Origin of the sequence: Rhodococcus sp. 06-235-1A (assembly GCF_002258785.1) — a bacterium.
In the GTDB taxonomy this organism is placed as follows: Bacteria; Actinomycetota; Actinomycetes; order Mycobacteriales; family Mycobacteriaceae; genus Rhodococcoides.
Map to the genome: position 1 here is coordinate 80,606 of NZ_NOYI01000012.1, position 12,556 is coordinate 93,161.

A 12,556-nucleotide genomic window follows, 5' to 3' on the forward strand; every position below is an offset into this window, starting at 1 on the left:
GCAGCGACACCGATGGCCGCACCGCATGTTACGGCTCGTAACGTCTGCGCTAAGACCCCGCTCAGCTCTGGTACATACAACGGACCGGGCCCATCATCGACACATGCTGATGCATCAGGGGCTCGGACTCGACACGTTCAACGACCTGCCGCGTCGCAAAGCGGTGCACGCACTGTACGAATGCTGCTGCTCGGTGGCGTGGGCGTCACGGGTCGCCGACGGCCGCAGCTATCGCTCCCGCGCTGAGCTCTTCCGCGCAGCAGACGCCGAACTGGCCGAGCTGTCGGACGGCGACATCGATGCTCTTGCCGCGACGCTCCCGGAGCCGAGCAAGGTGTGCGCCGCCATGGACGCGAACACCCGAGGAGCTCTGGGGACCGCTGCACGCGCGTACTGCGAGCGGTTCGACTATCCGTACGTGGCGAGCCGGTTGTTCGAGGCCGAGGGCTTCGATCCGCGCGAGATTCTGGTAGACCTGGGCCACAGACTCGACAACGATGACCGGACCGAACGCAAGGTCATGCGGAACGAGTTGGCGGAGATCAACCACATTCGACTGAACCGACTTCTGGGTCCCGAGGGTGGTTGGCCTCCGTACTGACACCGACCGCAGTTCAGCCGAACAGGCCGACGACGCGACCGATCAATCCACCGGCGATCAGGATCGCCAGCAACGCCACGATGCAGATGACGACGATCGGCATCACCCGGCTGCGCTGCGGGGGCTCGTGGTTCGGGCCGCCGATTCCGGTTTCGGCGGGCGGGGTGTCTCCTGGCGTGACGCCGCCTCCCGCTTCGAGTCCTGCAGTGACGTCCGGATCCGGATTCTGAGCATTCATCTTCTGCGGTTACCCGGTGCGGTGTCCCTCAATCGAGATGTGCTCTAGCTATCGCTCCCGCAAACAGTTCGGACACCGCGTCCGCGATGACTCCCTCGTCGATGTCCTCCGGATCCACCGAATGTTCGACGGCCAATCCGGAGATCAACGCCGCCAGTGACGTCGCGAGGCGTCGGGCATCGAACTTCTCGCCGACACCCCAGTCGTGCGCACGCTCGGCGATGAGGCGTTCGAGCTCGCGCCGTAGTGCTCGACGGTCGGTTCGATAGCGCTCGGCAACGGCCGGGTCGCGTCCGGCCAGGACGCCGAACTCGACTGTCAACAGCGGCCAGCGGGGTTCGGCGACCACCCACGACGCGATCTCTCCGCCGCCTGCTCCTGCTGCCGCGCCGGGGTCCAAATCGGAGATGTGCGCCAGCACCCGGGCCGCGAGGTCGAGGGAACGCTTGGCCAGCAACTCGGCGAACAGCGCTTGCTTGGATTCGAAGTTCGAGTAGACGGCACCCTTGGTGAAGCCTGCGCGGTCCGCAATGTCGGTCAGTTTGGCTGCGGCATAACCACGTTCGGTGAACTCGTCGGCGGCGGCACCGAGCAGTCGGTCTCGCACATCGGCGCGCTGTGGTCGCCGCTGCGACTGTGTCGACCCCCACTTTTCTTGCTCCTCGGCATTCACGATACCTAGAGTATTGAATACCTCGGGTATCGACAAGACTCACGGGGATCGACAAGGTTCAGGAGTCACCCATGCGCAAGATGTCACTGCTCGCCGCCGCAGTCCTGGTACTGCAGCTCGGCTTCATCCTCAGCTACGTCTCGGCGTTCCATCAGCCGACGCCGCACGCGATCCCGATCGCGGTGGTGACCGAGGCCGGACTCCCCGAGGGACTGGACCAGCAGACCGTCGATCGCCTCGACGCCATCGACGGCACCCCGCTCGACGCGCGCACCGCAGCCGATACCGCTGAGGTCCGTTCGCTGCTCCGCGATCGGGACATTCTCGGGGCGTACGTCGTCGGCGCGAACGGAACGGACACCCTGATCACCGCGAGTGCTGCAGGTAGTTCCGTGGCCACTGCGCTGGAATCGATCTTCACCGAGGTCGACGCCGCGCAGGGTCGCCAGTTCGTGGTGCGCGACGAGATCCCGGTCGGCGTACACGACAATCGAGGGCTGTCCGGCTTCTACCTCTCGGTCGGCTGGGTGGTCGGCGGCTACCTGCTGGCGGCAGCATTCGGACTGCTGATCGGGGCGCCACAGTCGCGTCGCGAAACCTGTTCGCACGTCGGAATTCTTGCTGCCTACGCCGTCGCCTCGGGTGCACTCGGTGCCTTCCTCACCACACATGTACTGGAAACCTTTGCCGGCCACTGGTTTCCGCTCACCTTGCTGGGCACCGGCGTGGTCTTCGCTACCGGACTGTTCACCATGGGCCTTCGGGCACTGATCGGTGTCGCCGCGGTGCCGGCCGCAATCGTGCTGTTCGTGATCCTCGGAAATCCCAGTGCTGGAGGCGCTTTCGGGACGAACGTCCTCCCGTCGCTCTACGCCTCGATCGGTCGCTGGATCACCCCGGGCATCGGCACCGAAGGTGTGCGCAGCATCGTGTACTTCTCCGGCACCGGGCTGGGCCAGCCTGCGCTCGGACTCGCGCTCTACATCCTGATCGGTTCACTGCTGATGGGCGCGGCAGCCCTGCGTCGTCGGTCCGCGCACAACCCGGTGGCCCCACGTGCAACCAGTAAAGTGTGATTCCATGACCGCCAACTTCCCCTTGCCACTGCCCGATCTCGCCGTCCGCACGCTCGGAGGCGCAGTCGTGTGGGCGAACGACGAGACGTTCGCGGAGAAGGAGAATCTCGTCAGTCCGGGCAAGGCCGACTATTCGACGGCGACGTTCGGGCACAAAGGTCAGATCTACGACGGGTGGGAGACGCGACGCCGACGCGAAGACGGGTACGACGAGGCCATCGTGCGTCTCGGAGCACCCGGCGTCGTCTCGGCGATCGTCGTCGACACCTCGTGGTTCACCGGAAACTACCCGCCGGAGATTTCGGTCGAGGCCGCCGAGGTGGAGGGCTTTCCCTCCCCCGAGGAGTTGCGCACGCAGACCGAGTGGACCACCATCGTCGCCCGCAGTCCGGTCAACGGTGACAGCGAGAACAGATTCCAGGTCGCGTCCGACGAGCGCTGGACGCATGTGAAGCTGTCGATCTACCCCGACGGCGGAGTGGCGCGGTTGCGGGTACTGGGCCGCGGCAAGCCCGACCCCAAGTTCCTCGCTGCCGGGCCGGTCGATCTGGCTGCGCTGGAGAACGGTGCCCACGTCTCGGCGTGCTCCAACATGTTCTACAGCTCCCCCAACAATCTTCTGTTCCCCGGCCCTCCGCGGTCGATGGGTGAGGGTTGGGAGACCTCACGTCGACGCAACGACGCGAACGACTGGGTGCAGGTTCAGTTGGCGGGTGCCGGGCACATCCGTCTGGCCGAGCTCGACACCACCTGCTTCCTCGGCAACGCGCCGGGTGCCGCATCGCTGCGTGGGCGGCTCGGTGACGGCGAGTGGATCGAGCTGTTGCCGCGAACGACGCTGCAGCCCGACACGCGTCATCGCTTCGTGCTCGACCACGACACCCCGGTCTCGGAAGTACGGATGGACATCTTTCCCGACGGCGGCATGGCGCGATTGAGACTGTTCGGTGATCTCGCGGGAGTGGAGCCTGCGGAATGACCCAGTAGGGCGGGAGTGGAGCCTGCGGAATGACCCAATAGGCGGGAGTGGAGCCTGCGGAATGACCCAGTAGGGCGGGAGTGGAGCCTGCGGAATGACCAGATGAGCAAGTATCTGCGTAAACAAGGCTGGGGCAATAGGGTTGGTCCATGTCCCGGCTACTTCATCCGAATGCAGCCCATGTTGCCGACACTCTGATTTCTCGTGGTCATCACGGGGTGGTGGTGAACAGCCCCGAGGGCACGCACACTGCCGCCGATGCCGCCGCGGCGCTCGGCGTCGATGTGGGTGCGATCGTGAAGTCGATGGTGTTTCTCCTCGACGACGAGCCGGTATTGCTCCTGGTGTCGGGAGCGCACAACGTTCATCTCGAGCACACCGGTGTTCGTCTGGGCGGCACGTTGATGCGTGCCGACCTCGACACCGCGAAGCATGCGACCGGGCAGCCGATCGGTGGCATCGCCCCGGTCGGCCACCCCACCAATCTGGATACGTTCGTCGACCAGGATCTGGCCGGCCATGCAGAGGTGTGGGCGGCCGCGGGTCACACGAACACCATTTTTCGGTCGACGTTCACCGAGTTGCTGCGGATCACCGCGGGCCTGGCGATCGACGTCACCTGACCTCGCCTCACCGCTGGGCTCAGGACGCGAGAGTCGGCGCGATCGGTGCGCCGAGGACCTCGTCGACGGCATCGATGTCGAACCGTGTGCCGCGCGATCCCAGCAGCGGCAGTACCCCGGAGCTCAAGAACGTCGACTGGCGAGCCACATCGTCGTGGACCTGCAACGTCACGCCGTCGGCGACATCGGCTGCGGTGACGTCGGAGATCAAACTGGCCAGGCCCGCCGGGGTACCGACGTAGCGGATGGACGACGGGCTGGTCGGCGCGTCCAGTCCGGCAAATTCACGACGGGCAGTTCTGGCATCTGCGGCAATGTGGATCTCGAGGTCGAGGAATACTGCTGTGCTGTCTGCGGATTCGCCCCGCTCGACTGCTTCGGCGCGCAGTCGAGCGGTGTGCTGCTGAGCTTCCCGCAGGTCGGAGGCCTGGATGCGGATCGGCTCCGCGTCCGGTGCCACGGTCAGTTCGGTCCACACGGCATCGAATTCGACGGCAACGCGGGTGTGCTTGTGCGACATGAGTGGTGGTCCTGGTTCTAGAAGTCGGTGAACGCATTCGGTCGGAGCGGAGCCGAACTCGAACACGACCCGGACGCAGTGCGGCACAGATCCACGTATCTGTTGCACCAGTGGCGGTTGCCCGTCCACACGACACTCACGGTCATGACGCCATGCTAACTGTCTGCGGGGGCGCACGGGGATCCAACCCCGGCGGTGCCATCGGCCAGCTCGGGGAAGGGGCGCGGGTCCGGCACGGGATTCCACCAGCCTGCATCCTCCTCGTAGTGCCAGTTCGGCCCGGACTCGACCAGGGCGGCGAGGGCGTCGACGAGTCGGTCGACATCGGCCGAGGAGCTGCCGAGCCCGATGCTGGCTCGAACCGCTCCTGCCGCGTGCCCCAGCCTGCTCAGCAGTGGGTGCGCGCAGAACTTTCCGTCTCGCACACCGATGCCGTGTTCGGCCGACAGGTACGCGGCCACCTCGCCTGGGTCGCGTCCGGCCACCGTGAAGGTCACGATGCCCACGGTGTCGGGTGCGTCGTCCCACACCCGTAGCTGCTCGACGCCATCGAGTGCGGCCAGACCGTCGCGCAAGCGGGACGACAGTTCGTACTCGTGTTGCTGCAGCTCTGCGTCGTCGAATCCGGCGATGGTCTCGCAGGCCGCGGCCAGCGCGGCGACCCCGAGCACGTTGGGCGTGCCCGCCTCGTGCCGTTGCGGCGCCGGAGCCCAGTCGGTGTGGTCGATGCTCACGCTGCGCACGGCGCCGCCGCCGGCCAGGTGCGGCTCACCGGAGTCGAGCCAATCACGCTTTCCCACAAGCACTCCCGCACCGAACGGGGCATACAGCTTGTGCCCCGAGAACGCGAGGTAGTCCACGCCGAGAGCGGCGATGTCGACCCGTCGATGCGGAACCAGCTGGGCTCCGTCCACCGCGATGCGCGCGCCGTGCCGATGCGCCAGTGCTGCGAGTTCGGCGATGGGCAGAACTTCGCCGGTGACGTTCGATGCGCCCGTGATCGCCAGCAGCGCAGCAGGTTTCGCGGCAAGCTCCGCGTCGAGACGCGCAATGGTCTCGGGCAGGGTCGACGCCGCCACCACAACTCGGCGATCACGCCACGGAAGCAGGTTCGCGTGGTGTTCGATGTCGAGCACCACCGTCTCCCCCGGCACGCATGCGGCCAACAGGTTGAGCGAGTCGGTGGTGTTCCGCGTGAACACCACCACCGAATCCGTCTGCGCACCAACGAAATCGGAGACGGTCACCCGAGCCTTCTCGTATGCCGCCGTCGAGACCCGAGAGGCGTAGCCGGCCCCGCGGTGCACGCTCGAGTAGAACGGCAGCAGCTCTGCGATCCGATCGGTCACCGCGGCCAACGCAGGCGCACTGGCCGCGTAATCGAAGTTGGCGTAGGTGCACGTGCCGCCGTGGACCAGCGGAACCTGTAACTCCGTGCCCGAAACAGGGGCAAAAGGAGCACAGGGACGGGACAGTACAGATGTCATGACAGATCAAGCCCTCACGTTCGAGGGACCCGCAACCGAAGAGGTTCGTGAACGAGTCCGCGCTTGCCGCGCCGGATCTCCGGCGTCAGCCTGGTCGTCACCCGGAGCACCCCACCGCGAAGGAGGGTTGCCGACCAGCAAGCCGGGGCTCGATGCTGGTACTCGTGACCGTGGACAAGACACTTTCAAACCCGCCGCGGTTTTGTCAAGCCGAATCTCGACCGTCGGCAGCAGTAGGATTTCCGCGGTGGGAAGGCGCGCTCGTTCACCTGCTGGCAAACAGAACGTGAGATAACCAACGGCGCTGCTGCTCGCCAGCACCACAGAATCATTTGCCAACGAATCGATAAGGACGCCCGGTTGTCTGTGCATCACGAGAACGATCTGCCGGGTTCGAGCGCACACAGCGCACCTGCACCGGCGGCGTTTCTTCGCTCGCCCCTGGCCGCACCGGCCCGCACACTGATCGATGTCCTGCAGGAGACAGCCCGTCGTTTCCCCGACGCCCCCGCCATCGACGACGGTGCCGTGTCGGTCAGCTACTCGGAATTGTTGGACGACATCGCCGAGGGCGCTCAGTGGCTCGCCAACGCCGGTGTCCGGCGCGGCGATCGCGTCGGCATCCGCATGCCGTCGGGCTCCTTCTCGCTCTACGTCGCAATCCTGTCGATCCTGCAGGTCGGTGCCGCATACGTACCGGTCGATGCGGACGATCCGGAAGAGCGGGCCGAGTTGGTCTTCGGTGAGGCGAAGGTGACGGCCATCGTCACTGCCGGCGGTATCGCGGCCGGTACCGCCCCCAAGCAGGACATACCGCAGCACGACGCCGAATTACCCACCCCGCAGGACGATGCGTGGGTCATCTTCACCTCGGGTTCGACGGGCACTCCGAAGGGCGTCGCTGTCAGCCATCGCAATGCGGCGGCGTTCGTCGACGCCGAGGCCCGCATGTTCCTGCAGAAGGATCCGCTGGGTCCGGGCGACCGAGTGCTCGCCGGCCTGTCGGTGGCGTTCGACGCGTCGTGCGAGGAGATGTGGCTGGCGTGGCGGCACGGTGCGTGCCTTGTGCCCGCGCCGCGGTCGTTGGTGCGGTCCGGTTTCGACCTCGGTCCGTGGCTCGTCTCCCGCGACATCAGTGTGGTCTCGACGGTGCCGACGCTCGCGTCGCTGTGGCCCGCGGTGGCTCTGGAAGCGGTGCGACTGCTGATCTTCGGCGGCGAAGCCTGCCCGCCGGAGTTGGCCGAGCGGCTCGCGGTCGAGGGCCGCGAGGTGTGGAACACGTACGGCCCCACCGAGGCAACGGTCGTCGCCTGTGCGGCGATCATGGACGGCAAGGGTCCCGTCCGCATCGGATTGCCGTTGGACGGGTGGGATCTGGCGGTGGTCGACGGCTCGGGCACCCCGGTGCAGGTCGGTGAAGTCGGTGAGCTGGTCATCGGCGGCGTCGGACTCGCACGGTATCTCGACCCGGCCAAGGACGCCGAGAAGTACGCGCCCATGCCGTCTCTCGGGTGGGACCGGGCGTACCGCAGCGGCGATCTGGTCAAGCTGGAGCTGGAAGGACTGTTGTTCCAGGGTCGCGCGGACGATCAGGTCAAGCTCGGCGGTCGACGCATCGAGCTCGGCGAGATAGACAATGCGCTGCAAGCACTTCCGGGCGTCGGCGGTGCGGCGGCCGCCATCCGCAAGACGGCTGCCGGAAACTCCGTGCTGGTCGGATATCTCGCCAGCACCAACCCCGATTTCGATCTCGAAGCCGCTCGCGAGTTGCTCGCCGAACAGTTGCCCGCGGCTCTTGTCCCCCGCCTCGCGTTGGTCGATGAGATGCCCACGCGCACCTCGGGCAAGGTCGACCGCAACGCGCTGCCGTGGCCCCTGCCCGGCATGGCCGGAGCGTCCTCGCTCGGTGGGACGGCGGGCTGGGTTGCCGAGCTGTGGACCAACATCCTCGGGGCGCAGGTCTCGGACGAGAACGCCGATTTCTTCGCCAACGGCGGCGGTTCACTGTCGGCCGCCCAATTGGTGACGGCACTTCGCGAACGGTTCCCCGAGATCACCGTCGCGCAGCTGTACGACCACCCGCGGCTGGGTTCGCTCGCGCAGTATCTCGACGACCTGAAGCCGGTCGTCGAGGCCGTTCCCCGCGAGGTCGCCCCCACCTCACGCACCGCGCAATGGGCGCAGATCCTGGCGACGGTTCCGTTGACCACCCTCACCGGACTGCAGTGGGTCACCTGGCTCGGACTGCTCTTCAACGTCATGGCCTGGTTCGGCGACGTCGCCTGGGCTCCGACGCTGTCGTGGTGGTGGATCCTTCTGGCCTTCGTCTTGTTCATCACTCCGGTCGGACGCATGGCGATCTCGGTGATCGGATCGCGCATCCTGTTGGCCGGGTTGAAACCCGGCGCGTACGAGCGCGGCGGGAGCATGCACATAAGACTGTGGGCCGCAACGCGATTGACCGATGCCAGTGGCGCGTCCAACCTGTCGGGTGCACCGTGGATGGTCTACTACGCGCGCGCTCTGGGTGCCAAAATCGGCAAGGGCGTCGACCTGCACACCCTGCCGCCGGTCACCGGCATGCTCGAACTGGGCGACGGCTGCTCCATCGAACCCGAGGTGGATCTGTCCGGGCACTGGATCGACGGCGACCTCGTCTACATCGGCGGCATCGAGATCGGTGCCGGCGCCACCGTCGGTGCCCGCTCGACGTTGCTGCCGGGCACCAGGGTCGGCAAGAACGCGGTCGTCACGGCAGGCTCCGCCGTCGTCGGACGAGTGAAAGCGGGCCAGATGTGGTCCGGCTCGCCCGCGCAGAAGGTCGGCAAGGCAGATCATCCGTGGCCGGCCGAGACGCCGCCGCGCGCCACCCACTGGGTCTTCGCGTACGGCGTCGCGTCGCTGTTCCTGTCCGGTATGGCGCTGTTCTCGATCGGCGTCAGCCTGGTGTTGATGGGCTGGTGGATTCACACCGCGGACTCCGTGCTCGACGCCTTCGAACGTGGCCTGGTGATGTTGCCCGTCGCGACATTGGTGTCGTTGGCGGTGTTCGCACTGATCACCGTCGTCGCGGTGCGGTTGCTCAGCATCGGACTCGTCGGCGGCTACCACCCGGTGCGCAGCCGCATCGGCTGGCAGGTATGGGCCACCGAACGCCTCATGGACTCGGCGCGCACGTTCCTGTTCCCGCTCTATGCATCGCTGTTGACTCCGCATTGGCTGCGGCTGCTGGGCGCGAAGATCGGCAAGGACGTCGAGGCGTCGACGGTGCTGATGATCCCCAAGTTCACCACCGTCGCCGACGGCGCGTTCCTGGCCGACGACACGATGGTCGCCAGTTACGAACTCGGCGGCGGCTGGATGCATCTGGGCGACGCCAAAGTGGGCAAGCGGGCGTTCCTCGGCAACTCCGGTATGACCGGTCCGGGGCGAACCGTCCCGAAGAACGGCCTCGTCGCAGTGCTGTCGGCTACGCCGGACAAAGCCAAATCCGGCTCGTCGTGGCTCGGCAGTCCGCCGGTGCGGCTGCGCCGGGCCGCCGGTAGTGCGGATTCGTCGCGCACGTTCGACCCACCGCGCAAGCTGAAGATCGCCCGGTCGCTCGTCGAGACCTGCCGGCTGATTCCCGTCGTCGTGACGTTCGGTATCGGTCTGGCCGTGTTGTTCGCACTCACCGCCGTCGCCGACGCCGTCGGATACTGGTTGGCGGCGTTGGTCAGCGGCCTGGTGCTGCTCGTCGCCGGATTCGTTGCTGCGGCGGTGTCGGCGTTGGCGAAGTGGCTGTGGGTGGGCCGGATCGGCAAGACCGACCATCCGCTGTGGAGTTCGTTCGTCTGGCGCAACGAGGTGGCCGACACGTTCGTCGAGACCGTCGCCGCGCCGTGGTTCGCGCGCGCGGCCGAGGGCACCGCGGTGCTGAACATGTGGCTGCGGTGGCTCGGCGCGGACATCGGCCGAGGTGTGTGGTGTGAGACGTACTGGCTTCCCGAGGCCGATCTGGTGACGTTGGCCGACGGTGCGACCGTCAATCGAGGGTGCGTTGTGCAGACGCACCTGTTCCATGATCGGATCATGTCCATGGACACGGTCGATCTCGGCAGAGGCGCAACACTGGGACCACACTGTGTCGCGTTGCCGGCATCGGGAATCGGTGACGGTGCGACAGTGGGGCCTGCCTCCCTGGTGATGCGCGGCGATACGGTTCCCGCGCATACTCGTTGGCAGGGCAATCCGATCGCGCCCTGGGCCAAGGGTGACCCCTTTCCCCGCATCCGCGACGACCGAAACGAGGGGTGATCGTTCGTGCCAGACAGGCTGGTGGCACCGGTGTTCGACGTCGATGCCAGCGACAATCCGATCGATACATACCTCCCGCAGAACGGTAACCGCGGCTACCGCGTCTCGCGCTACGAACTCGATCTCGAGTACAAGGTCGAGAGCAACCGGTTGACCGGCAAGGCGAAGATCACGGCCGTCACCACCGCGACGGTGTCGAAGTTCGCTCTCGATCTCGGACCGGCGATGAACGTGTCGAAGGTGTCGGTCAACGGCTCACGTTCGGTGAAGTTCAGCCACCAGCGCGGCAAGCTGAAGATCACGCCCGCCAAGCCCATCGCGTCGGGCGCGGCACTGGTGGTCACGGTGGCGTACGGCGGAACACCCAAGCCCATCAACGGTTTCTGGGGTGAGGTCGGCTGGGACGAGCTCACCGAGGGATCGATCGTCGCGAGCCAGCCCAACGGGGCCGCGTCGTGGTTCCCGTGCGACGACCATCCGGTGTCCAAGGCCAGCTACGGCATCACCATCACCACCGATTCGCCGTACTACGCGGTGGCCAACGGAACGTTGGTGCGCAAGCAGACTCGCGCCAGCCGCACCACCTGGGTGTACGAGCAGCCCGAGCCGATGGCCAGTTACCTCGCGACCATCCAGATCGGCCCGTACGAGCATCGCATCGTCAGCCCGGGTCCGGTGCCGATGAAGGCCATCACTCCGCCGCGGCTACGCACGCAATTCGATCACGACTTCGGTCGTCAACCGCAGATGATGGATACGTTCGTACGGCTCTACGGCCCTTACCCTTTCGCGTCGTACACCGTGGTGGTGACCGACGACGATCTCGAAATTCCGATCGAGGCGCAGGGGCTGTCCATCTTCGGAGCGAACCACTGTTCCGGTTCCCGGTACTACGAGCGCCTCGTCGCGCACGAGTTGGCGCACCAGTGGTTCGGAAATTCGCTGACCCTCGGCAAGTGGGCCGACATCTGGCTGCACGAGGGATTCGCCTGCTACTCCGAGTGGATCTGGGCCGAGAACTCTGGCGGCGCAACGGCTCACGACAAGGCCAAGCGGGCGCACACCATTCAGCGCGGGCTGGCCATGGACCTACAGCTCAGCGATCCCGGGCCGGCACGCATCTTCGACGACCGCGTCTACAAGCGCGGTGCACTCGCACTGCACGCCGTGCGGCGCACCATCGGGGACGAGCGATTCTTCGGACTGATCCAGGAATGGACCTCCAAGTACCGCTACTCGACGGTCGCAACCGCGGACTTCACCGATCTCGCCTCCCGCTTCGGGTGCCCCCGAAATCTGTGGGACGCATGGTTGATCGACACGCAGCTGCCGTCGTTGCCGTAGGTCCAGCGTCGCGAATCGGCTCCCCAGTTTCGGATTCCAGCCTCCGATTGGAGGCGTATTTCCAAGTCCGGGGAGCCGATTGCCGTCGTCAGCGATACCCCAGCGATACCAACAACCCAGCGATCGCGTAGCTGTACAGCGCGACCGTCGCCAACGCCTGTCGCCAGAAACCTTGCGGGAACGACGCCGCCCAACGTCCTCGTCCGTCCAGTTGCAGATCGCAGGGGAAATCGCTGATCGCCATGGCAGACGACGGCTGCTTCGAGTGGGCGAGCACCACCCCGGTGGTGAACGGCAGACCCCGAACGAACAGGTGACCGCGCGCCTCCCCGGCCCGGTACCGCACCGCAGATTCGGTGACAACCCCTGTGTACCAACGCCGTTGGACGTTCCATCCGGCGGCGTGCGCCAGCCGAAGGTTGCGGTCGCCGCGCAGTGCCGTGTCCACGGTCTCGACGTCTGCGATCACTCCCCAGCGCAGCATCGACACCCACTGGGCAATCCGTCGGCAGCGAAACCCTAGGGCCCCGAGCAGAACGATCACGAACATGTACGGCACCAGCTCCGGGTACCTCGACCAGCAGGCAGCCGGCACGATCACGGCGATCAGAAACCAGTACGCCTCGCGTCGGTTCCACACGATTGCACCCGCGAGCGCCGCCGTCGGAGGAACTCGGTGCGGCGGGGCAATGCGCGCGGACTGCAGCATGATGCCGCTG

The 12,556-nt window shown here is 66.3% G+C and carries 11 protein-coding genes and 1 riboswitch; of the genes, 6 read left to right on the forward strand and 5 right to left on the reverse strand.

All coding sequences use genetic code 11. The features are described from left to right. The first annotated feature begins 103 nt into the window (after positions 1–103). Complete coding sequence (locus CH275_RS10790; protein ID WP_094677931.1) at positions 104–601, forward strand: 2-oxo-4-hydroxy-4-carboxy-5-ureidoimidazoline decarboxylase; 498 nt, start codon at positions 104–106, stop codon at positions 599–601. Between the two features lie 13 nt (positions 602–614). Here CH275_RS10790 and CH275_RS10795 read toward each other — a convergent pair whose 3' ends face one another. Further along, entirely contained in the window at positions 615–839 is a 225-nt protein-coding gene (locus CH275_RS10795; protein WP_094677933.1) for a DUF6480 family protein, read from the reverse strand. 28 nt (positions 840–867) lie between these two features. Beyond that, positions 868–1,446 carry a TetR/AcrR family transcriptional regulator gene (locus CH275_RS10800; protein WP_094678649.1) on the reverse strand — a complete coding sequence of 193 codons (579 nt, stop codon included), beginning with the start codon at positions 1,444–1,446 and terminating at the stop codon, positions 868–870. A gap of 137 nt (positions 1,447–1,583) precedes the next feature. Between CH275_RS10800 and CH275_RS10805 the strand changes: the two genes are divergently transcribed. The 3 genes from CH275_RS10805 (at position 1,584) to CH275_RS10820 (ending at position 4,190) form a co-directional block, all read left to right on the forward strand. Next, positions 1,584–2,588 (forward strand): hypothetical protein, encoded by a 1,005-nt coding sequence (locus CH275_RS10805; protein WP_094677935.1) that lies wholly within the window; start codon positions 1,584–1,586, stop codon positions 2,586–2,588. Between the two features lie 4 nt (positions 2,589–2,592). Further along, positions 2,593–3,567, forward strand: coding sequence for an allantoicase (gene alc / locus CH275_RS10810; RefSeq protein WP_094677937.1), 975 nt, complete (start codon positions 2,593–2,595; stop codon positions 3,565–3,567). A 149-nt stretch (positions 3,568–3,716) separates the two neighbouring features. After that, positions 3,717–4,190 (forward strand): YbaK/EbsC family protein, encoded by a 474-nt coding sequence (locus CH275_RS10820; protein ID WP_094677939.1) that lies wholly within the window; start codon positions 3,717–3,719, stop codon positions 4,188–4,190. Positions 4,191–4,209: 19 nt separating this feature from the next. Here CH275_RS10820 and CH275_RS10825 read toward each other — a convergent pair whose 3' ends face one another. Beyond that, the gene (locus CH275_RS10825) at positions 4,210–4,710 is read right to left on the reverse strand and encodes a hypothetical protein (protein WP_094677941.1); all 501 of its coding nucleotides are present in this window, start codon (positions 4,708–4,710) and stop codon (positions 4,210–4,212) included. A gap of 155 nt (positions 4,711–4,865) precedes the next feature. Then, positions 4,866–6,197, reverse strand: coding sequence for an aminotransferase class V-fold PLP-dependent enzyme (locus tag CH275_RS10830; RefSeq protein WP_094677943.1), 1,332 nt, complete (start codon positions 6,195–6,197; stop codon positions 4,866–4,868). Positions 6,198–6,251: 54 nt separating this feature from the next. After that, positions 6,252–6,367: riboswitch (SAM riboswitch) on the reverse strand. 196 nt (positions 6,368–6,563) lie between these two features. On the opposite strand from CH275_RS10830, the gene CH275_RS10835 reads away from it, so the two are divergent. Together CH275_RS10835 and CH275_RS10840 are read left to right on the forward strand one after the other, a co-directional pair. Continuing rightward, positions 6,564–10,493, forward strand: a complete 3,930-nt coding sequence (locus CH275_RS10835; protein ID WP_256991000.1) for a Pls/PosA family non-ribosomal peptide synthetase — start codon at positions 6,564–6,566, stop codon at positions 10,491–10,493. A gap of 6 nt (positions 10,494–10,499) precedes the next feature. Beyond that, a complete protein-coding gene (locus tag CH275_RS10840; RefSeq protein ID WP_094677945.1) occupies positions 10,500–11,837 on the forward strand; it encodes a M1 family metallopeptidase in 1,338 nt (445 codons plus the stop codon). An 88-nt stretch (positions 11,838–11,925) separates the two neighbouring features. Here CH275_RS10840 and CH275_RS10845 read toward each other — a convergent pair whose 3' ends face one another. Next, positions 11,926–12,546 (reverse strand): hypothetical protein, encoded by a 621-nt coding sequence (locus tag CH275_RS10845; protein ID WP_094677947.1) that lies wholly within the window; start codon positions 12,544–12,546, stop codon positions 11,926–11,928. Positions 12,547–12,556: the final 10 nt, after the last annotated feature.